Origin of the sequence: Candidatus Photobacterium acropomis (assembly GCF_030685555.1) — a bacterium.
Lineage (GTDB): Bacteria > Pseudomonadota > Gammaproteobacteria > Enterobacterales > Vibrionaceae > Photobacterium > Photobacterium lucens.
The window spans coordinates 1,337,323-1,359,736 of sequence record NZ_CP131608.1; the positions used below are offsets into that span (position 1 = coordinate 1,337,323).

Annotated in this window: 22 protein-coding genes; 14 read left to right on the forward strand and 8 right to left on the reverse strand. The window is 39.8% G+C overall.

All coding sequences use genetic code 11. The features are described from left to right. Window positions 1-161 precede the first annotated feature (161 nt). The 5 genes from Q7657_RS06060 to sigZ all read left to right on the forward strand — a co-directional run bounded on the left by Q7657_RS06060 (window position 162) and on the right by sigZ (window position 6,320). Window positions 162-3,668: a glycosyl hydrolase family 18 protein gene (locus Q7657_RS06060; RefSeq protein ID WP_107166275.1), complete on the forward strand. Its 3,507-nt coding sequence runs from the start codon at window positions 162-164 to the stop codon at window positions 3,666-3,668. 204 nt (window positions 3,669-3,872) lie between these two features. Further along, window positions 3,873-4,310, forward strand: a complete 438-nt coding sequence (locus Q7657_RS06065; RefSeq protein ID WP_107166276.1) for a hypothetical protein — start codon at window positions 3,873-3,875, stop codon at window positions 4,308-4,310. An 84-nt stretch (window positions 4,311-4,394) separates the two neighbouring features. Continuing rightward, window positions 4,395-4,871: a DM13 domain-containing protein gene (locus Q7657_RS06070; protein WP_107166277.1), complete on the forward strand. Its 477-nt coding sequence runs from the start codon at window positions 4,395-4,397 to the stop codon at window positions 4,869-4,871. Between the two features lie 105 nt (window positions 4,872-4,976). Further along, on the forward strand, window positions 4,977-5,669 hold the full coding sequence (locus Q7657_RS06075; RefSeq protein ID WP_107166278.1) for a glutathione S-transferase family protein: 693 nt from the start codon (window positions 4,977-4,979) through the stop codon (window positions 5,667-5,669). 93 nt (window positions 5,670-5,762) lie between these two features. Beyond that, window positions 5,763-6,320, forward strand: a complete 558-nt coding sequence (sigZ, locus tag Q7657_RS06080; protein ID WP_107166279.1) for an RNA polymerase sigma factor SigZ — start codon at window positions 5,763-5,765, stop codon at window positions 6,318-6,320. A 152-nt stretch (window positions 6,321-6,472) separates the two neighbouring features. Here sigZ and Q7657_RS06085 read toward each other — a convergent pair whose 3' ends face one another. After that, entirely contained in the window at window positions 6,473-7,624 is a 1,152-nt protein-coding gene (locus Q7657_RS06085) for an SEC-C metal-binding domain-containing protein (protein ID WP_107166280.1), read from the reverse strand. Window positions 7,625-7,753: 129 nt separating this feature from the next. On the opposite strand from Q7657_RS06085, the gene Q7657_RS06090 reads away from it, so the two are divergent. Beyond that, window positions 7,754-8,029: a nitrogenase-stabilizing/protective protein NifW gene (locus tag Q7657_RS06090; RefSeq protein ID WP_107166281.1), complete on the forward strand. Its 276-nt coding sequence runs from the start codon at window positions 7,754-7,756 to the stop codon at window positions 8,027-8,029. A 13-nt stretch (window positions 8,030-8,042) separates the two neighbouring features. On the opposite strand, the gene Q7657_RS06095 is transcribed toward Q7657_RS06090, so the two are convergent. Continuing rightward, complete coding sequence (locus tag Q7657_RS06095; RefSeq protein WP_107166282.1) at window positions 8,043-8,432, reverse strand: RidA family protein; 390 nt, start codon at window positions 8,430-8,432, stop codon at window positions 8,043-8,045. A 307-nt stretch (window positions 8,433-8,739) separates the two neighbouring features. On the opposite strand from Q7657_RS06095, the gene Q7657_RS06100 reads away from it, so the two are divergent. The 3 genes from Q7657_RS06100 to Q7657_RS06110 all read left to right on the forward strand — a co-directional run bounded on the left by Q7657_RS06100 (window position 8,740) and on the right by Q7657_RS06110 (window position 10,530). Further along, window positions 8,740-9,057, forward strand: a complete 318-nt coding sequence (locus Q7657_RS06100; protein ID WP_107166283.1) for a fumarate hydratase — start codon at window positions 8,740-8,742, stop codon at window positions 9,055-9,057. A 196-nt stretch (window positions 9,058-9,253) separates the two neighbouring features. Beyond that, window positions 9,254-9,832 (forward strand): DJ-1/PfpI family protein, encoded by a 579-nt coding sequence (locus Q7657_RS06105; protein ID WP_053989341.1) that lies wholly within the window; start codon window positions 9,254-9,256, stop codon window positions 9,830-9,832. A gap of 35 nt (window positions 9,833-9,867) precedes the next feature. Beyond that, window positions 9,868-10,530, forward strand: coding sequence for a DNA alkylation repair protein (locus Q7657_RS06110; RefSeq protein ID WP_107166284.1), 663 nt, complete (start codon window positions 9,868-9,870; stop codon window positions 10,528-10,530). Between the two features lie 2 nt (window positions 10,531-10,532). Here the strand turns inward: Q7657_RS06110 and Q7657_RS06115 are convergent, their stop codons facing one another. From Q7657_RS06115 to Q7657_RS06125, 3 genes are read right to left on the reverse strand one after another with little or no spacing between them, the layout of a single operon-like run. Then, complete coding sequence (locus tag Q7657_RS06115) at window positions 10,533-11,027, reverse strand: rod shape-determining protein (RefSeq protein ID WP_107166285.1); 495 nt, start codon at window positions 11,025-11,027, stop codon at window positions 10,533-10,535. A gap of 23 nt (window positions 11,028-11,050) precedes the next feature. After that, on the reverse strand, window positions 11,051-11,635 hold the full coding sequence (locus Q7657_RS06120; protein ID WP_107166286.1) for a hypothetical protein: 585 nt from the start codon (window positions 11,633-11,635) through the stop codon (window positions 11,051-11,053). Then, window positions 11,635-12,486, reverse strand: coding sequence for a DMT family transporter (locus Q7657_RS06125; RefSeq protein ID WP_181319860.1), 852 nt, complete (start codon window positions 12,484-12,486; stop codon window positions 11,635-11,637). Before Q7657_RS06125 ends, Q7657_RS06120 begins: the two co-directional genes overlap by 1 nt. Window positions 12,487-12,867: 381 nt before the next feature. On the opposite strand from Q7657_RS06125, the gene Q7657_RS06130 reads away from it, so the two are divergent. The 5 genes from Q7657_RS06130 to Q7657_RS06150 are packed head-to-tail and all read left to right on the forward strand — an operon-like array spanning window position 12,868 to window position 18,507. Next, window positions 12,868-14,001, forward strand: coding sequence for an efflux RND transporter periplasmic adaptor subunit (locus tag Q7657_RS06130; protein ID WP_107166287.1), 1,134 nt, complete (start codon window positions 12,868-12,870; stop codon window positions 13,999-14,001). Continuing rightward, window positions 14,001-15,275: a TolC family protein gene (locus tag Q7657_RS06135; protein ID WP_107166288.1), complete on the forward strand. Its 1,275-nt coding sequence runs from the start codon at window positions 14,001-14,003 to the stop codon at window positions 15,273-15,275. Before Q7657_RS06130 ends, Q7657_RS06135 begins: the two co-directional genes overlap by 1 nt. Beyond that, window positions 15,272-16,486: an ABC transporter permease gene (locus Q7657_RS06140; RefSeq protein ID WP_107166289.1), complete on the forward strand. Its 1,215-nt coding sequence runs from the start codon at window positions 15,272-15,274 to the stop codon at window positions 16,484-16,486. Before Q7657_RS06135 ends, Q7657_RS06140 begins: the two co-directional genes overlap by 4 nt. 1 nt (window position 16,487) lies before the next feature. Beyond that, window positions 16,488-17,762, forward strand: coding sequence for an ABC transporter permease (locus Q7657_RS06145; RefSeq protein WP_107166290.1), 1,275 nt, complete (start codon window positions 16,488-16,490; stop codon window positions 17,760-17,762). Next, window positions 17,755-18,507, forward strand: a complete 753-nt coding sequence (locus tag Q7657_RS06150) for an ABC transporter ATP-binding protein (RefSeq protein ID WP_107166291.1) — start codon at window positions 17,755-17,757, stop codon at window positions 18,505-18,507. Before Q7657_RS06145 ends, Q7657_RS06150 begins: the two co-directional genes overlap by 8 nt. 109 nt (window positions 18,508-18,616) lie before the next feature. Here Q7657_RS06150 and Q7657_RS06155 read toward each other — a convergent pair whose 3' ends face one another. The 3 genes from Q7657_RS06155 to Q7657_RS06165 form a co-directional block, all read right to left on the reverse strand. Then, window positions 18,617-19,006: a hypothetical protein gene (locus tag Q7657_RS06155; RefSeq protein WP_107166349.1), complete on the reverse strand. Its 390-nt coding sequence runs from the start codon at window positions 19,004-19,006 to the stop codon at window positions 18,617-18,619. Window positions 19,007-19,790: 784 nt separating this feature from the next. Further along, window positions 19,791-21,797 carry a diguanylate cyclase domain-containing protein gene (locus tag Q7657_RS06160; protein WP_107166292.1) on the reverse strand — a complete coding sequence of 669 codons (2,007 nt, stop codon included), beginning with the start codon at window positions 21,795-21,797 and terminating at the stop codon, window positions 19,791-19,793. Beyond that, on the reverse strand, window positions 21,794-22,411 hold the full coding sequence (locus Q7657_RS06165; RefSeq protein ID WP_107166293.1) for a YfiR family protein: 618 nt from the start codon (window positions 22,409-22,411) through the stop codon (window positions 21,794-21,796). Before Q7657_RS06165 ends, Q7657_RS06160 begins: the two co-directional genes overlap by 4 nt. Window positions 22,412-22,414 lie beyond the last annotated feature (3 nt).

The window sequence follows — 22,414 nt, forward strand, 5'->3', positions numbered from 1 at the left end:
AAACTCAATGTCAGAATCATGTAAAATATCTAATTATCATAATGTTATATTTTTGACGCTGCTTTTATTTGCTCTGTTACATTTTGTTACACGCATAGAAATATCTTTGATCATGCCGCTCATATACTGCTCACACTTTCCCCATAACCGTGTCGAGTATCATGAATAAAAAAACACTTGCGCTAATTCCTACTTTATTAGCTGCATCAATTAGTATGGCGCTGCCTGCACATGCCACAATTAATACTGAATCAGTCGTTGTTGGCACAGAAAGCCAATGGTGGAATACCTACCAAGTCACCTTAACCAATAATGGCAGCCAAGTCGTTGAACTGCGTGATGCAAAAATCACTTTCAATTCAAACCTTTCAATATCATCACCAGCTTGGTCAGCGACAGACATCAGCTACCCAACCATGACTTTTACCAGCAATGGTCAAGGTGAACAGTTTGCTAACACCCTTACTTTGGGCTTTGATGAAGGCAGCTGGGTTAAAACGCAACTGCCTGTCGGAGGAGCTATTAAGTTAACACTTGGTGTGAATGGTGTATTGGATCTTGCTTCACTAGAAAGCAGCTTGAATGTAGAAACCATTGGCGGTGAAGGTAATGAGCCACTCGTCGATGTGACCCTGACATCACCAACCGCAGGCGCACAATTTAAGCTGGGCGAAAGCGTACTACTGGCAGCGAATGCCAAAGCAACGAATACGCAAATCAAGCACGTGACGTTCCTTGTCAATAACCAAGAAGTTGGCAAAGTATCAAAAGCACCTTATCACGTCAGTTGGATTGCAACTCACGAAGGTGAAAACACGGTAAAAGCTGTTGTTACCGATATCACCGGCATTACTGCAGAACAACAAGTGAGCATTTCTGTCATTAAAGACAGTGTTATTCCCCCTGTTGAGCCTAATGCCCCAACCATTCGTCTGACTTCACCGCATTCAGGTAGCGTATTTACCGAAGGTGATAGCATTGTTATTACTTCAAAAGCCGCTGATCTCGACAACGATTTAAGCCATGTTGAATTGCACATTAATGGCAATAATATCGCCACCAGTAACACAGCTCCTTACAGCTTTAACTGGACAGCAGACGTTATTGGCTCGCATGTTATTAGCGTAAAAGCTTTTGATAAAACAGGGTTAAGCGCATCAGATAACGTCACTATCGAAGTGGTAGAAAAAGCAGTTGAACCACAACCCCCAGTGATTACTTTAAACAGCCCACGTCCGGGTCAACAAGTGTTTATTGGCAAGCCATTAACTATTGCGGCACAAGCGAGTGATGTGAATGACGATCTGGTTTCAGTTGAGATCCGTGTTAACGGTCAATCCATTGCAATAGTTAACCATGCGCCATTTACAGCGGTTTGGACACCAGAAACCAAAGGTGAATACCAAATTGAAGCTATTGCAACAGATGCTGCAAACCACAGCACATCAACAGGTGTGATCACAGTCAATGCCATTGAAATGGGTAATGGCAACTTAAGCTGTGACATTCAACAGATCTACCGAGAAGATGGCACCGAATGTATGGGTGACGATCACCCTCGTCGTATCATCGGCTATTACACCTCATGGCGCACTGGTAAAAATGGTTTACCAGCTTACCTAGCAGATGATCTACCTTGGGATAAGCTCACACACATCAACTACGCTTTTGCTGGTGTCAGTAAAGATGAGTTCCAGCTAACTGTTGATGACTCTGCGACCAAGATGACATGGGAAGGTGTTGAAGGTGCTGAAATGGATCCAAGTTTGCCATACCAAGGTCACTTCAACTTACTGAGCAAATTTAAGAAGCAATACCCAGATGTAAAAACCCTTATCTCTGTCGGTGGCTGGGCGGAAACCACCAACTTCTACCCAATGACCACAAACCTTGCTACCTGTGAAGTGAACTTAGAAGGCATTGATAAGTTTAGTAAATCAGCCGTAGCGTTTATCCGTCAGTATGGCTTTGACGGTGTTGATATCGATTACGAATACCCGTCGTCAATGAAAGACTCAGGTAACCCAATCGACTTTGAAATGTCGAACAAGTGTCGAGAATCACTATGGACAAACTACATGGTGATGATGAAAGAGCTTCGTGCCCAGCTTGATAAAGCAGGTAAAGAAGACGGTCGTCGCTACATGTTAACCATTGCCTCACCATCATCGGCGTACCTACTACGTGGTATGGAAGACTTCGCAATGCAAGACGTACTTGATTACGTCAACATCATGTCTTACGACTTACACGGTACATGGAACGAATTTGTTGGCCCACAAGCACCACTGTTTGATGATGGCAAAGATGCAGAATTGGCTAAATGGGGCGTTTACACTGCCGATCAATACCAAGGCATTGGCTACCTTAACCAAGCATGGGCACACCATTACTTCCGTGGTGCGTTTAAACCAAGCCAAATCAACATGGGGATCCCTTATTACACCCGAGGTTGGCAAGGTGTTACTGGTGGCGAGAAAGGCTTATGGGGTAAAGCAGTAGAGCCAAACCAAGCAAGTTGCCCTGAAGGTACAACCGTGTGTGGTTGGGGCGCAGAAGGGACTGATAACATCTGGCACGATTCTGATAAACAAGGCAATGAAATCAAAGCAGGTGTCGCTCCAATGTGGCACGCCATGAACCTTATGCATGCACAGAAACTCGGTATCGATGGTATGCCAAGTTACGGCCCAGCGTGGGGATTAGATCCTAATAACCCGAAAGATCTGATCGAAGGCGAATACGAGCGTGTTTGGAGTCACGAATTACAAACCGCATGGCTATGGAATGAATCGAAGAAAGTCTTCCTAAGTATTGAAGATAAAGACTCACTCAAACCAAAACTGGACTATATCATCGACACTGGCTTAGGTGGCATGATGGTATGGGAAATGGCTGGGGACTACAGCTATGATGCTGTGAAAAATGAATACAAAATGGGCTCAGACATGACAGATTACGCCCATGAAGTGTTCTCAACCGCAGCACCGATGGACATTAATCACAACTCTCTGCCACCACCAGATTCAGTGATTGATGTATCAGTCAAAACAACTGAATGGCCGGCTGGCGACAGTAACTACCCGATTAATCCGAAACTGGTATTTACAAATAATTCAGACGTAACTATCCCTGGTGGCACAACGATTGAATTCCTAATGCCAACCTCAACAGGCGATCTTGTTAAAGACTGGTCTGGCGCTGGGCTAAACGTGGTTGAAAGCGGTCATACGGGTAGTAACTTCAATGTAGATGGCGAACGTAAGATCTTCCATAAAGTGGCAGTAACACTACGTTCAACGGAATCTATCCCTGCTGGCGGTGAATATGTTGTGTCTATGGTGTACTACACCCCTGTTTCTGGTGTAGCTAACGGTATTCGTTTTAAAGTCGACGGAGAAACAATCGGCTTGAAGAAAGACTTCCCAACCCTGCCAGCATTTGAAGGCTCAAGCGATGAAGGAGGCAACGGTGGAACAGGCAAAACATGTGAAGAAGCCGGTGTTGATACTTCAAAAGCCACTACTTACCCAGAACTACCCAAAGGCGATCACGCTGCGACAGGCGATCAAGTGATCCACAATAGTGGTTTATGGCAAGCAAACTGGTGGATCAACTCAGCACCATCTGCAAGCGACAGCGCATGGAAATTTGTCTGTAAACTCTAATCGTTAACTAAACAACAATAAGTCAAAGTCCGTAATGAGTGATCGTTACGGGCTTTTTGTCTATTTATTAATACACTGACATTAAATATATAATGCTTTTATAAGGATCACGAAAAGTAACAGTTTTATTCTATATAGTTTAGCTACTAAGCAAGTATTATTTTTCATATAAATAAGAATAATTGATGTAACTAAGAGGACGAAATGAAAGAAATTGCGCTATCAATTGAGTTTTGGAAATTTGCAGCACCTTTATTTGGAGCTGTCATAGCGTGGTTTGTAAATGAATGGCGGAAAAGGATTTGGAAACAATATCACAGAAAAGAAGAATCTTATAAAGAACTCCTAAGATGCTTACAAGGCTTCTATGAAGGAACTGACCCAAAATTAGCAAAAGAACTTAAATCTCAATTTCTAATGGAAGTCAATAAATGCTGGCTGTATTGCCCAGATGACGTTATCCATAAAGCATATATTTTTTTAGATACAGTAAAAGATAATCAGCATCCCAAAACTGATAACGAAAAAGAAAAAGCCGTTGGAAACTTTGTTGCTGCTATTCGTAAAGATCTCTTATCAAGAAAAGTCGTTTATAAAACGCATCTAAAAGAGAATGATTTCAAACATTACAAATCTACATAAATTAAATATAAAGCTTAATAATTAGAAGCCTCCAATAGATGTTATTGCATAAGCTCATTAAAAGAGAAATGAAAAGGCAGACTTATGGCGTTCAAAAAGACAATCACACTTATTATCACTCACTTACTGGCAGGTGCATTCGGTGTTGCGCTTGGGATCTATTTACTGCCTATTTTGACGGCACCAACTGCGCCAACACCCTCTGAAGTCACTAACCTTTCAACACAGGCACAGTATTCTGGAGAATTTAAGCGTGATTTAGCTGGCAGTGATTTTCTTCATTGGGGCGAAGGGAAAGTATCGCTATCGCCAACAGCAATCACCTTAATGGGAAAACTCGCTCCAGGGCCTGATTATAAGTTGTATCTATCACCTAAGTTTGTTGAAACCGAAGCTGCATTTAATCAAGAAAAAGCCAATATGGTGCTAGTGGGTAACGTGAAAACCTTTAATAACTTTGTTGTAAATGTGCCTCAAAATATTGATATCGCCAAATACAATACAGTGATCGTCTGGTGCGAGTCTTTTGGTCAATTTATTACTGCCGCTAAGTATCAGTAACCTTTAAAACCGCGTTTTCTTTACTTTGTGAAAAATAATTTCGTCTTTTTAGAATCTGGCTCGTCTTACTCGGTATCAACATAACAAACGTAGTGAGACTATCTAATGTTAAAAATCGTAAGCTTTACAATCTGCCCTTTCGTTCAACGTGTTACTGCTACACTTGAGACGAAAGACATTCCTTATGAGATTGAATACATTAGCCTTAAGAACAAACCACAATGGTTTTTAGACATTTCACCCAATGGACAAGTACCTATATTAATCACTGAGAACAATACAGCGCTATTTGAGTCTGATGCCATTATTGAGTTTATTGAAGATGAATATGGCCCATTAGAGCAAGACTTAACTAACGAGCAACGGGCATTAGATCGTGCTTGGAGTTACTTAGCTGCCAAAAGTTATCTACCACAATGCAGCACAATGGGCAGTAAAGATAAAGACACCTTTATGCAGCGTGAAGATAACTTGCGAAAAGCATTCACTAAAGCCGAAAATCAGCTGTCTGGTAACACACTATTTTTTAAATCAGACACTATCAGTAAAGTCGATATTGCATGGTTACCTTTACTTCATCGTGCAGCAATCATCAAAGATCATACTGGATACGATCTTCTCTGTTGTTTGCCAAAGTTACAAATATGGCAAAGTGCCCTGCTGAAAACAGGATTAGCTGAAAAATCTGTTGCACCTGATTTCATTGACAAATTTACTGATTTTTATCTAACCAATACCTATTTAGCCGGCTGTAATGATCAACAATGTGAGTGCCAATCTAGTGATTGCTGTGCTTAAATAAAATAATGATAAGAGAAGTGTGCTAGTCGCACTTCTTTTACATCTTAGAAAAAATTGTAGAAAAATTTTCAGTAACAGAGTGAAACCTTAGTGAATATTGAGCAGATCTGGTCAGCATACCAAAGCAAACTAAAAGGTTATTTACATAACAATATTGCTAACCCTGATGATGTGGATGATTTATTGCAGGACATTCTGATCAAAACACATCACAAGCTGCCAACACTTAACGATGAAAGCAAAATCAAATCATGGTTATTTCAAATCGCACGAAACACCATTATTGATTTTTATCGTCATCAACAAGTAGAAAAAGAGCATCAAGATAGCCAAGAAAATTCACTCTGGTATGAAGTTCAAGAAGACAGCGTTCTTCAACAATTATCTGAATGCATGAGTCCATTTATTAATGCATTACCTGAAGCAGAAGCACAACTGCTAACCGCTATTGAAATTAACGGTATGTCGCAAAAAGACTATGCCGAACAAACTGGAATAAAGTACTCCACTTTAAAATCGCAGGTGCAAAAAAGCCGTAAGTCATTGCATCAGCTATTTAATGAATGTTGTACTTTTTCTGTCGATAGCCAAGGTAATCTGATGGACTATCACCCCAAAGCACATCGCTCATCCTGCAAATGTTCATAATTTCAGCAGACACTTGCTGAGCATTAATTTTTAATATGAACAAAAAAGCGATCCTCAGATCGCTTTCGTTTATCTCAAGCAACCACAATATTAATTAGAGCTTGATAACGTATGTCTTTACATCACCTAGAACGACAGTGAAAATGATACGGTTAATCTCTGACATGCCCTTTTAAATCCCAGTTAATAAAATCAATACTTAATATTGAAGGAAACTCTATATCTAATAATTTAGTATTAAGACCGAATGCCGATGGTTCACTTGTCAAACTAACAGTATCTTCAATTAAACTAAGCAGTATTTCTTTATTTTCTTCATTCATAGAGTCCCACCACTTAGGAGATATATAAAAGTTTTCAATATTCTTAATAATAAACTGAACGAGAAATGCTGGAATATCGTTATTATTTTTTTCAAATAAAGTTCTAATTAAATTTTCACAAACTAACTCACTATTCTTCAACCAAGAAAAAACGATCTTCCCATAAGAACCATCAAAAAAAGAAGTTACAGATAACAACTCTGAGTACTTTTCAAAATTCATAAGATCTTGAATTAATTCACCTCGAAAATTATAATCAGGGTTAACACCTCCACTAACCATGACAGGAGGAGCTGTTTCTAAAGTAAACACTACCGCACGAATATTTGAGTAATCTTTAGTTAAAATTGATTCATCAAAAAACTTTTTATGATAAAAAAGATCATTTAAGGCAAATTTTGTACCTAAATCAGTAAAAAAGTTATTATGTTGAATATCTATTTGTGAATAGATACTTTTTCCTTTATCAGCTTGGTGACGCAAATAAGATGTTTCTAACGCACTAGTTTTAGTATAATACTCACGTGAAAATGATCTATAAGCAAGAAAGAAACACTGCTCTAATGTATTTTTAAAGTTACTCTTCTCAATTGAAGCAAAAAAACTATCATCATGCTTTTTACAAAATCCATTAAAAACTGAAGCGTTATTTATACCGATTTTTTCTAATTGTGGTGTACCTTTAAACTTAAAAATACTTTCTAATGTCATTTTTAATCCCAACACATGACCATTTTCAGCGATAGCCTTCAAACTTGATGATTTAGGAACTGTGTGAGCTTTAATTATTTTTTTATCACATTCATGATGCAACTTTTCTGGACTTGAACATATACAACGAGAAAAGCCACGATTAAATTCCCTACTAACCTCCCAAGACTCTTTAGGCTTTTGCTTATCACGACCAAGGTGACACTTCTTATATTTAATATTAGATCCACACCAACATAGATCATTTCGGTTTAACTTCTTGTTATACATATTATTACAGCTAATAGATTTTTGAATATTTTACTAAATTTAAATTTTCAATATAATGATATTCTTAACAAAAAACACCTTATTTCCCTCTGTGCTACCTTTCGCTTTCGCCCATATTGAGACAACACCATGACTAAACCAGATATTCTCACCACAATTAAGAGTTTTACTTCTATTGAGCAGGCACTTGATTATTTTGAAATTGGCTATGACAGCCAATTTATTCATGCCAATCGTGAGGAGTTAGTTAAGCGCTTTGGAGGGTATCTGATCATGGAAAAGCCGGATGATTGGTTTTCAGGCCGTCGTGCACTAAAAAACGCTTACTGCCGTGTTCAACGCTCTTTATTAGACAAATCTACACGGCAAGCATGTCGAGGCTGCACTAGCTGCCAACGTCGATAACCGTCAGCTCCGGTCATTGTGGACGCTTGGCAACTATACGCATTTCCACCAGCGCATTTTCAGGAATAAACTCGGCTACGCCAATAGCAGACCACGCAGGATAAGGCGGTTTGATATATTCGTCTTTCACTTTTGAAAACGTATCAATATTGAGCTTGAGATTAATGTGATAGGTGGTCATTTCCAGGATATCATCAAAAGTTAACCCTGCCGCTTCAAGGTAAATACCAAGCTTGAAAAAAGCATCGTGAAACTGCTCTTCAGGATCACGGCTAATGGGTTTGTCAGCACGAGCTGCAGTGATCCCCGATAGATACACAGTACCATCAGATTCAACCGCGGGGGTGAAGTGCCAATCATCAACATAATGTTGAAACGCTTCAGGTACTATCACTTTTTTCATGCTTCCCTACTCCATTAAGCCCTTATTTACTTCATACTACGTAAGTAGCAACATAAATTCAGGGCGTGGTACAAAAATATTGATACCTCTCTCAATCTGTTTAGTTATATGCATATAGCGATTAATTCCACTGCTATTAACTATCACGAATAGTAATTTCACAATTTGATATTGCAAAATTTGGCAGTGGTTTGGGGTATCACAAAAATTGTTGATAGTTAAAATATCGAAATAATATGGTCGAAAACATGCTTCTTAATGACACATGTCTTGCCACTCTCACAGCATTAATTAGGAACAGTTATTAATGAGCCAAGCCGCTAACGTTAACGAAAAGACTGAAAAGCCAGATCCAAGCAACGATTTTCAATCTACACAATTTAAGATGACCCGTATCATCAGTGTGATTTTTAATGTGGTGATCATCCTTGCGCAAATCAAACTTTTAAAAGATCACGATGCCACTATTAAAACTTATGCTGTTTTCTTGTTATGTAACTTTAGTGTCTTGTTTAGCTTTTTCGCACCACGTTTAACGCAATTCACGCCAAAACAAGTGCTTAAATACGCCTATATGCCGGCAATTATCAGCGTATTTTTGTTTATTAGCCAAGTCACACACTAATCTAAACATGTGAGTCATGAAGTGTTCGCTTTCTCTCTCTTTGCTAACACTTCATCTCCTTTCCTCGCACGCTATCAATTCCCATCAATTTCTCTTCTGTGACTCAGAAATGCACCACATTACGTTTATTCCTGCTATTCAATATTAGCACCTGCTGCTAATTTGAAGCTCTTATCTGAACATTTGCGGAGTCATCATGAATATAGGGATATATATTTACGAGAATGCAGAAGTGCTCGATTTTGCAGGTCCTTTTGAAGTTTTCAGTACGGCAAAACGTTTAGTTGCAAAAAATTGGCATATTTTTTTAATCGCAGAAACCATAGAACCCGTTGCTGCTCGTGGCGGATTCAACGTATTACCTGATTATTGCTTTACTGATCACCCGCCAATAGATGTATTGATTGTTGTCGGCGGTGATCACACAGAAGAAATGCACAAACCTCATGTTCTCAACTGGATAAGAACCGTTGATAAAACCGCAATGCAGGTGGTTTCAGTATGTACTGGGGTATTTTTACTTGCACAAGCTAACTTGTTAAATAGCCTATTTGTGACAACTCATTGGGAAGATATTCCTGATTTGGTTTATTGTTTTCCAACACTCAATGTCATTGATAACAAACGTTGGGTGACTGATGGTAAGTACACCACTTCTGGCGGGATTTCAGCGGGTATTGATATGAGTTTGCACCTTGTTGCCAAATTACACAGTACGGTTCTTGCCGAACAAGTGGCACATCAAATGGAATACCGTTGGAAACAATGCCCTTAATCAACGCTATCCATTTATCAAATAAGTAAAACGCCATGACGATCATCACTACAATTCACCAAGCTCTGACCGATATTGGTTACCCTGCGCAGAAAGTCAAAACAGCTCAGGTGCGGGCTATTTCTGCTGATGTTTTTAAAAAACTAACCAGTAAAGATATTGATACTGTTTTAGCGCAATGTGACGCTTTACTCGAACAAGGTGATTGGGCTTATTGCATCATTGCTTACGATTGGGCATTTAGAGTTAGAAAACACTATACCCCAGATACTTTTACGACCTTTGAACGCTGGCTATTTACTTATGTGATCGATTGGAATGATTGCGATGACTTCTGCACTCACGCCTTTGGCGAGTTATTACGACAATATCAACATCTATTTGATCACGTCTTGAAATGGGCTGAACATTCTAACTTTGCTGTGCGTCGTGCTACTGCGGTGATCTTGATTTACCCAATCAATAAAAATAATTACAGTCAGCTAGATCCTTTAGCCGTAGCAGATCTATTACAAAATGATGAGCATGACCTAGTACAAAAAGGCTATGGCTGGATGCTTAAAGTATTATCTAAACACGACCCAGAAACCGTTATTAACTACTTAACTCAGCATCACAGCACCATGACACGTACTGCTTTTCGCTACGCATTAGAAAAACTCGACAAGAGCACACAACAACAATTGATGGCTCTATAATATTACGCGCTTAATTGCTTTTTAAGCTCGCTATAGGTGGTGTGCTGAGTATTAATACGAGTATTCTGATTACAAACTAAGACTTCCCTCGCCCCAGCCACCATCGCCAGTTCTTTTAATACACGCTCTTCAATATCTGTTAGCCCACCCTCTACTTTTTCTAGTTGGTGCATCACTATCCGTGGGCTTATTGCAAAACGATGGTTACTTAATACTTCACGCACGGCGTGTTGCAACAGCTTTTCTGCATAAGCAAAATTACCAACAAATGAGCGTTTATGATCAAACGGATTGAGCACAGTAATGTTTGGCCCAGCTAAAGACTTAGCCTTATCACCCACCGCCAGCACGATATTTTTGTCACCTTTCGTTTCAATGGCGATATAAGGCGATAACTCAACCCTTTCACCTGTCCCAAAGATCTGCACCGACAACTGCTTAACACTAAGTTCGACTAACAGATCACGATGTAATTTTTGTAATAATGAAAGTGCCATGTCTTATCCTTAAATCCACACCGTTAAAAGTGATACATAATAGGAAAATCTAGCTCAGGTTGATTAATCACCATCGAATAATAACTGAAGCTAAGATCCGTTTTTTTACCCACTAAGATCACTTGATCATTGAATGATATTTTATCTGCAATATTTGTAGGAATATCACAGATACGATCATTCATAAATTGCGTAAACTCTTCAGGCTCAATACACCAATGATTTCCTTTTAATACAATATTTTTAATTGTCACTGGTTGGTAAGTCATCTTGAGAGGAAAAGCATTGATGAAACAAGGAAGTATTTTGATATAAAACACATATAAAAAAAGAGGGGAAATAATAAAAAAGCTAAATACAGGCGCAATACTGAATACTTTATTGCCTTGCTTGGTAACTCGAGTAAAAACGCTTTTTCGAAAGGTCTTTTTCGTTACAAGAAAATAAATAAACAATAGCCAGATAATTACACAAGAGCATAGTGTCATCATCACTAACATCTTATATGCATCTGCATAAACTAATGTAGACGGTGTCAAAATCAGAAGTAATAACCCACTGATAAGAAGAAAGAGATAATAACTAAGTGAGGTAAATAATGAGAACATTAGGTTTTCACCATTTTTGTTCGTGGTGAATAAACGTTAATTAAATTGCCTAACAACATGCATCCTGCTCCTAACAATAATGTCCAATTTAGTCCTTCTGCATAAAAATACACGCCCACTAATGCGATTAGTGGTAAACGTAAAAAATCCATCATCACTACCAATGTTACATCGGCGGTTTGCATTGCTTTGGTCATACAGAAATGGGCTGAAAGTGCCGCTACAGACACTAATATAATCCACCCCCAAGCGAATAAACTTGGTGCTTGCCAATCATGATAAGCCAGTAAGACGCCTAACGGTAATTGCACTAAACACATATAAAACAAGATGGTTAACGGCTTATCTGTTACGGAGAGTGATTTGGTTGAAGCATGGGAGACCGCATAACACATCGCCGCTACAAGGACGATCAATGAAGCACTATTGATGATTTTAATACCGGGCTGAACAATGATCAGCACCCCAACAAAACCCAGCACCAAAGAGAGCAAGCGCTTTGAGGTAAAACGTTCCTGTAAGAATAAAGTCGCAATGATGGCTGTCCAAATCGGGACGGTAAATTCAATCGCAAACACTTCTGCCAGTGGTAATACGGTGATACCAAATAACCAACCATACTGCCCGGCAAAGTGAAACACATTACGGAAAACCTGCAGGCGTAAACGTTGAGTCTTAAACAAGCAAGTATTGCGGTAATAAAAGATAATGGCACTGATGACCCCTAACCCAATCACACTACGTAACGCCATTAACTGCGCTGTAGTAATATCATTGGCTAGCTCCCTTGCACCAATCGCTATTAAACAAAACGAGCACAGTGCACCTATCATCCATAATATTGCTTGCACTCACATTACTCCCTGTTACTTCCGCAATGATATGCCTAGGCTCATTACGGTATTCATCGCCAGCACAGCCGCCACCATCAATTTCCACTGATAATTTTAAACCCTATCGGTTATTCGTCCTGTTTTCATTTTTAAGCCAAATAAAAGCGATGTGTAACACACCTTTATGTAACAAAAAACAGCCTCGCCAACGTTACGTTCTACCAAACCTCATTGTATAAAAAAGAGAAATACCCCCAACCAAAAACATTTAACAGAGCTATAGCACTTTATTTCTTACAATCTGTAAAATTTAATCATTGAAATTATGAATTCTGCTCTTCATAGTTGTCTGACTTACATTCTTCTTTTAACCAATGACCCCCATTAACGAGTATCACTATGAAAAAACGCTGGATTGTGGCAGCAGTATTAAGTGCCATTACGGCTGTAGGCATCTACACTTTTAAAGCTCCTACGACGGATGCACACCATTTCACAATGCTTACTCCCAAAACAGCAACGATTGAGCAGCAAGCAATCGCTGTAGGCGAGATCATGCCTGCACAAGCCGTCAAAATTAAATCTCAAATAGAAGGCATTGTCAGTGAAATTTACGTTCATGTCGGTGATAAAGTCACTGCTGGCTCGCCGGTGATCAAACTGCGCCCCAACCCAACGCCACAAGAATTAACCAAAGTCACCGCAGACTTATTAAAAAGCAAAGCCGATTTAGAATCAGCGAAAATGAAATTAGCTAACTTACAACGTTTGGCTGCTCAAAAAATTATTCCTACTAATTACGATTCATACATTCAAGCGCAAGCCGATGTGAAATCACGTACCGCTGAACTCAAGCAAAAACAACAAGAGTTAGATCTGATGAGTAAAGGAGAATCAGACGCAGGCTCAACCAAGCTGACCTCCATTATTTATGCCCCTATTAATGGTACGGTACTGGATGTTAAAGTGGATGTCGGTGAGCCGATCACCTCTACGGTATCTAACCAAGCGGCAACAGAAATCATGACCATGGCTGATATGAATAATATTATTTTTAAAGGTTCAGTCAGTGAACATGACGCCGCACAGTTAACAGAAGGCATGCCTGTTGAGTTAACGCTTGCTCCTTATCCGGAGCTAAAAATCGCTGGCACGCTAACCAAAGTGGCTGTGCAATCTGAAAAGCTTAACAATGATAAAAACAGCAATAGCCAGCAAGCTCAAAGTTTTGATAATGGTTTTGCCGTTGAAGTGAGCCATATTGCTTTTCCAAAAGACATCACCTTACGTTCAGGCTTTACTGCTACCGCTCATATCACACTCAAACAAGCCAAAGATGTGATGACCGTCCCTGAGCGTGCGCTGTACTTTAAAGGCAACGAGCCTTTTGTGCTGATTGCTGATAATTCAACGACTGGCTATAAACAAGTACCGGTTAAATTAGGCTTATCTGACGGTATCAATGTAGAAGTATTATCAGGTATTACATCCACGCAAGACATCATCGATGCAAGCATGGTCGAGGGTTTATAATGCGTAAGACATGGCGTTTAACATTCGTTAGCTTATCACTGGGTTTCATTAGCACTCAAAGTTATGCTCTGACTATCGATCAAGCATGGACGGCGGCCAAACAAAGCAGCCCTGATTACCGTATTAAGCAACTAGAACAAAGTAAAAGTAACAACAATGTTACACTGAGCAAAAGTGCATTGTTACCGAGTCTACAAGCCAGTGCCAGCACCAATTGGCATAACAACGGTGGCAATAGCAATGGCTATAACATTTCGTTAAATCAATCGATTTGGAACAGTCAAAACTGGGCGGCGTTAGATCAATCTCAAGTTGATGTTGTTATTGCGCAATTAGCACTGACACAAGCCCGCAATGAATTAGCTGAAACCTTAATTCAAGCCTATTTCAATTTAGCTCAAGCACAACGTTCATTAACTATTGCCAAGCAACAACTGGAAGACAGTAAAAAGCTATTGGCACTGACAGAACAGCGTTATAAAGCGGGATTAATCATGTCAACAGGCATTGATGATGCTAAAGCGCATGTCATTGGCACTGAAACAACGGTACTTCAGCGTCAATCTGAACTTGTAGAGCGTCAGGCACAACTTGCTAATATCATCAATCAAGCCCCTGATCGGGTAAATGAAATCAACAGTCAACATTTACGTCAGCCAACGCTGGCAAAACATGATGAACAATCTTGGCTGCTCAAAGCCAAAGACAACAGCCCTGAACTATTAATAGCGCAGCAAAATGTCAAACGCCAACAACTTGCTGTAGAACAGGCACAAGCGGGTTACTACCCAACGGTGGGTGGCTCAATTAGTTATAACAACAATTTCGAGAATAATGGCGAAGGTATTAATGCAGGTCTTAACCTATCTGTTCCCATTGATCTTAACGGTGCAATCAAAACAAAAGTATCGCAATCAAAACTCGACGAACAAATTGCAAAACAACAATTACGAAAAGTTGAGCTGATTTTGGAAAATAACGTAAAAACCCGCTTTAACCAATTAGCATTGGATTGGCAACGGGTTGAAATGGGCGTAGAGAAAGTTAAGTCAGATCAAAAAGCCCTTAAAACCAAAGAGATTTTATTTAACTCTGGCGCTAACGGCACAACGGCATTAGATGTCATTAGTGTTCAAGATACTGTGTACCAAAGTAAAGAAAACCTACAACACCTGCTTTATCAATACTGGTTAAATAGGATTGAATTACTAAAGCTAACCGGACAGCTTAACGACGACACCATTAGTCACATTTCTCAGGCTCTTGTGCCATGATCACCTTATTGACTCAAACGGTTCAAACACTCCTAACCCATAGGTTAAGAAGTGCTCTTGCCATCATTGCTATTGTTTGGGGAATTGTGTCTGTTCTTGTCCTTGTAGCACTGGGTGAGGGATTTTATCGTGAAAATTTAAAATCCTTTTCTATGTTGATCAGTGATACACAAAAAGTCGTGTTTGCTGAAACCAGTAAACCTTGGCAAGGCTACCCTGCTCGACGAGTGATCACAGCAACTGAACCTCAACTAAAGTTACTTGCCGATATTCCCCAAGTAAAAACCGTATCGATCTCATATTCCAATGGCAAAGCACAGGTCACGGACAGTAAAGGTCGAGCATTAAAAGGGCATGTATTAGGTATCGATTATCACTTTTTAACATTAAACAACAGCCATTTAACTTTAGGATCACGCAACATCTCGCCAAGTGATCTCGCCAATCACACCCGTGTAGCTGTACTAGGCTGGCGATTAGCAAAACGAGGGAATCTTCGTATAAATGACAGTATTAATATCAACGGTGTTCCCTTTCGTATAATTGGCATATCCAAACAATCAGAAGGTGGGGGAATTAACCGTATCCAACGTTCAGCCCTTATTCCAAGCACTACATTTAATGACTTATGGCAAAGTAATCCATCAGGTCTCCTTGTGCAGCCTGCAACAGGAGTTTCAAGTAGTGCCTTACGTACAGCGATGCAAAACTTTCTCGCCAAACAATATCAGTTTGATCCTGCCGATAAGCAGGCAATACGTATGCCTGATTACAGTCGGTTTGCCGATTTTTATACCTCGTTATTACGTGGTATTCAGATATTCTTAGGCGCTAGCGGTGCGATGACCTTAGCGGTAGGGGCATTAGGCGTTGCCAATATTATGTTTTTATCTGTTGCAGAAAGAACCCGTGAAATTGGCGTAAGATTGGCAATTGGTGCCACCCCTACCAACATCCTGACCCAGTTTCTGGTTGAAGGTGTGGTACTGGTTAGTGTCGGTACTATTATTGGATTAGCAATCTCAGCAATCATCATTCAAGTGTTACACCTGTTCTCATTGCCTGAATGGTTAGGTCAACCCGTAATGACAGCGACATCGATAGCTGCAACCTTAATCATCACAGTTGTGCTAGCTTTACTTGCAGCATTCTTCCCAGCACGTCGAGCGGCACATTTAACGCCAGTCGTTGCATTAAGTGCGAGGGCATAACATGTTTCCCTTTAAGCAAATTTTCCATGAAATGGCAGCAGAGAAACTTCGCCTTAGCCTCACCATCCTTGCAATTGTCTGGTCAACCGTCTGCATCACTACCATGCTGGCAGCCGGTGAAGGTTTACGCCAAGGATTAATTCGTAGTTCTACCAGTGGTAACGGTGATCTTATTTATGTGTCCACTGGTGTTGCCTCGATCAATCATGGCGATTTTTACAAAGGAAAATCGCTTGATTTAATCAAAGCCGATCAACAGTTGATCCAAGCACTCCCTAACGTACAAATGGTATCGGCAACGGCAACATGGGATGACACAGCTCACTATCAAGATCGTCGGGCTTTTATGTCACCACTGGCAGTGGAAGACAGCTATAAGCAAATGAACGATCTCACCTTAATGCCTGGTGGGCGCTGGTTTAATCCTCTTGATAGCCAAGAGCAACGTAAAGTGGCGGTGTTGGGTAAAACAACGGCAGCAATTTTATTTAATAAAGCACAATTTAGTTGGGATAAAGATGTACAGCTAGAGACCGATCCTGTTGGTAAACAATTTAAGATTGGTGATGAAGATTTCACCGTGATCGGCGTATTAAAAGATAGCCGAACCATTGAAGCAGGTGACGCCTCTGAATATAGTGTTTTAGTACCTTTATCAACATGGCAACGTTTCCATGCTAATGCCCCTATCTTAGCCATCAATGTAGAGCCCAAACCGACGGCAAATAGAGAAAAACTGGCTCACACTATCCGCCAAGTATTAGCACGTAAATACAATGCCGATATTCATGACGAACAACTGATCCAAACCGATGATATGTTACTCCGCCAAGAAACCATGCGTTCATTTTTACTTGGGTTACAAAGCTTTTTAGGCATTATTGGCTTTATTACGTTAGGTGTGGCAGGCATTGGTATCGCTAACGTCATGTATGCCAGTGTTAAACGTGCTACCCGTGATATTGGTGTGCGTATGGCTGTGGGTGCCACACCTACTCATATTCGCTTGCACTACATCATACAAGCCATGATGACAATGGGAATTGGTGGTGTTATTGGATTACTGTTGACACTCGGACTGGTCGATGTGATCGATGCAATCCCTATTTCAGATTCAGGTTTTTACAGCCGCTTAGGCAATCCCAAACCGGAATTATCATTCCCTGTTATGTTAATTGTTATTTCGGCACTGATCCTCGTTGGTATCCTTGCCGCCTGGTTCCCAGCCAATAAAGCAGCCAGCATTACGCCATTAGAGGCACTACAAAGTGAATAAAATAAAACAAACCTTGGGCAAGGTTCCAACGGATTCAGCATTAGTTGAACTTAACCATATTTGTAAATTCTATGGTGAAGGCAATAACTTAGTTAAGGCATTGGATGAGGTGTCACTCACCATTCACGCTGGCGAATTTTTATCGATCCTTGGCCCATCAGGATCAGGGAAGTCCACGTTAATGAATGTCTTAGGCTGCTTAGATAAACCGACGTCAGGTGAATACTTACTCGACAGTAGTGATGTGTCAGCCATGACGAGCCACCAACTTGCGAAGATCAGAAACCATAACATTGGCTTTGTTTTTCAGAGCTTCAACTTATTAGAATATGCAACCGCACTGGACAACGTAGCGCTACCACTAGTGTACCGTGGTGTGAAAGCTAAAGAACGTCGAGAAAAAGCGGCAGATTTATTAGCCCAAGTCGGGCTTGCAGATCGCATACATCACAAACCAAACCAATTGTCGGGTGGTCAAAAACAGCGTGTCGCTATTGCACGAGCCTTAGTAAATGATCCACAAATCATTCTAGCCGATGAACCAACAGGTGCTCTGGATTCTAAATCAGGCGCTGAGATTGAGGCACTATTTAATGACTTACACCAACAAGGGAGAACATTGATAGTCGTTACCCACGATGTGAGTCTAGCGCAAAGAACACCCCGCATAATTACCATCAAAGATGGCTGCATTGTTTCCGACAAGATGACGAACTATCAGCCTTTATTGGAACCTGTCGAATAAATACTTTTCATGACGATACATCCAATACTAAAAAAGCGAGCTCGATGCTCGCTTTTTACTCTTTATTAGATGAATATTATGCCCAAGTAACTTAAATGGCTGGGTATATCTACTTTTCAATAAAGCATTGATATTGATAATCCCCAACAGGTTCACCAAAATTATTTTTTGTCTGTTGTTTTAAACACTTCGCCATTTTCACCGTAGCCTGCTGAACATTATCTTTTTCTGCCGCATCCAGAGAAAGAAAAGGCTGAAGTGCAGTAACAAGTTGCTGGGCAAGTTCACCTTCAACCGAACGTTGTTTCGTGCCTTCTTTGTAGCGACATTGCATTTCATTCTTTTCACTATAGCAATGAATATCATCTGCTATAACCCAATCCCGCCCCATCTCATGTTCAACATACACAATCTGCCCTAATGTGTTATATAGATTCTGATCCATAGCAGAAGCACTGAAAGTGACACATAACCCCATTAGCAACAAAATGTGTTTCATAAAATTCCCCTCTATTTTCTTGGTTAACTTTAACATAGGGGAAAAATCGTATTTTATAGCAATGTAAATTCAGTATACTTCTTTTGTTAATTTAAACCGCGTTTAAAACTTCTCTTTTATCCTCGCACCTTGTAAGAGATCTCTTACAAACAATTAGGATAATCACGCATAATATGATCTAAAACTTCTTATTAAATTTTATAATCACTTGTTTTTAATAAAGTAAATGTAAAGCATAAAAATCAAAAACTGACAGCATAAAAAGTATTTATGACTAAGTATCTAGGTTTTACACTTGGCTTTACCTAATATTTATAGTGTCAAAGGGAAATGACATAACGGAACAGGATTGGAACCAAGGATGTTGGTGATCTCAGGATGAGATGTGATGAACTAGGATGGTTTATCAGACAAGGACTGTGAAGGAAACTGCTGGAAGCAGTAAAAAGTAAATAGGATATTTACTGGTCAGGATGACACAAGGAACACTTCAAGAAGAAGTAAAGGACACCTCTAAGGAAAGAGAAGAGAGTTATAACAGGACGTTGTAACGGGTTATGGAAGCCACAGGAACAACTTCAGGAAGAAGTAAAAAGGATAATGCTGACGGATTACAGCAGTCAAAGGAATGAGGCAAGGAGCACCATAGTAGCGGGATAGCTGCAAGTAAGACCAAAGGGCGCAACGAAAGTTGCGCCCTCTCTTTTTTCTTACATCTTATTTGTTTTTCTTACACCTTACTTGCAGAAGTTAGGACGCAAGATACTCTTTCTTTTGAATCCGGTTATGCTGATTCAACGCTGCTAATACGATTAAATTCGGTAATTCGTCCTTTACCCTGCATCTTCGATTGATACATTGCCATATCAGCACAGTGCAACACGCTATCAATACCCGTCACATCATCAGGTTCAATGTAGTAACAACCAATGCTCGCCCCTACATGTATAATATGTCCCTTAATATTTATCGGCTGTGAAAGGTTATTAATTATACGGCTACCAATTTTCAAAATAGGCTCTCGAGTTTTCACTGGATTTAACACCGCTACAAACTCATCCCCTGCTAATCGAGTGACAATGTCATTTTGACGAATGCTCATCATCAATTTCTTCGCCACAATTTGCAGTACCTGATCACCGATCTCATGCCCATAAGTATCGTTCACGAACTTAAAGCCATCTAAATCAATAAACAGCACAGCCATGGTTTCCACACGAGTCGCTGACAGTTGCTCAATCAGATAACGATGTAAAAATTCACGGTTCGGTAGGTGAGTTAACGTATCATGTTGTGCAATATGGGCTAATCGCTGGGCTTCTTTCACTGAACTCATATCAGATGCCATGATGACAATCTGGCTTGCCTGTGTATCACTATCAATGATCTGATTAACTTTTAATTGTAATGGGATCGATACTTTACGCTGGCGATTATAAATCGCACACTCCCCCTGCCATTGTTGATGCAATGACAGCGCCATCATGATCTCTTTCTTCATTGGCAAATTATCTGATGCTGTTATTACTGAACGATAATATTTACCAACCAACTTTGAACGCTTTAAACCAATTAAACGGCTAAAAGCACGGTTCACCATTTCTATATGACCACGGCTATCCAGTAACAGAATCGCTTCACTACTATTTTCAAATATTTTCGCCGCTAACTGTTGCTGGCGCTCCGCATGACACTTCTCAGTAACATCTTCAAGGGCAAATAAAATCTGTTGTTTATGCGGCAAAGGCTGACTCACAACTTGATAAATGGCGACTCCTTTACCATTTTTGGCTTTAATTAGATCATGATTAAATTGTGCGTTACCTTTCAGCACTGCCTGTAGCTGCTTCTGGAACGTATCGGACTCAATAGGATTGATCACCTTACTTATATGACGAGCTTGCAGTGCCTGAGGCGAATAGGGAAAAAGTGAATTACAACTCTCATTTGCTAACAAAATACGCCCCGTACGATCCACAACTAATAAAGCATGTTGAACCGTACTGATCACATCATCAGCAAACGCTTTTTCATTCTCCAATTGAGAGATCGTATGCTTAATCTTTGATTCACGTTGATTAAGTTTAATAATCATCGTATTAAAACAATCAATTAACGCACTAATTTCATCTTTTGACGCTGAGGACTGCTCAATGGTGTCCGTTTGATCAAAGTGAATAACATTGATCATTGCATCGTTAAGCTGACGAATTGGGCTAATCATCCAATGTCGTAGACGATGAACAACAAAGATGCTGACTAAGACGAGTGTCACCAATAAGTACATGCTGACTTCAATTTGTGAGGCCTTAATATCTTCAAGTACCGAGAGAGAAACTACAATATTCAATGTTGCTAATTGTTCGCCCTCAATATAAATCGGCACCACCATAAACAAATGATTATGGCTAAATACATGCCCTTCACGATGAGCAATCACCTTTTCAGCTTCGGTTGGTATAACCACGGGCAATTCTTCATTCTGAAATTTAGCAAATACTGTTTTCAGATCTTTCATCACCGAAACAGACACAATCATAGGATCAGCACAAAATGCGGATAAAATCTCATTCGCTGTTAATGGATCATCAAACTGAATCGCTGCCGTTAAGTTTGTACCAATACCTGTAGCCAGAATATTTGTACGATTAACAAGATTCTGCTTTTCACTTTCAATGTATTTATACGAGCCTAATGTTTGGAATACCAAAAATAGTGAAACAACAAAAAACACGAGCGGTAAATATAAACGCTGATTAAAAGAAAGTGCGTTCATCCAAGATTTACTCATGGTTGCACTCCTTTGTGATCGTCTTTCTCTAGCGTCGGAAGAATCGCGATTTTTAATAGCTTGGAGCTAATCAAAAGTTCGGCTTTTTTAGCATGTGTTAATGCAATAGCTGGGCGCACTTTATTATCCATTGAACGCAGTTCAATCATGCCACCTTTATTTAAAAATGCTTCACCCGAACCAATAGTTAAGACCCCTTGCTTTATAGGGATATGATTAAGATCGAGTTCTCGCTGAGGTGAAATATACGCAATATGACATTGGTTAATTTGATTGATATTCGTTAACGTAACGATGTTGTTTCCACTATGATTCGCTTTAAGTAATCGACTTAAGGTTAATGCTACCTTGTCAGTACCGAGTGTGCAGTAAGTCAATTTTTCGCTCTTTTTCGGCCACGTAATAAATTGCGAAAAACGATAAATATACACGGCTGAAATTTCATAATCGGCAGCATTATTAGCATATGCTTTATGGACTAAGACATTGATAAAAAATGCCAAAGCCACCATAAAATACAAAGTGTACAGACGGCAAAAACGGTAAGGCTTAACAAAAAGCCCCACCATTATCTGTTTCATCATATTGCTCGGTGTGCAATCGTTACTTTGCATTCC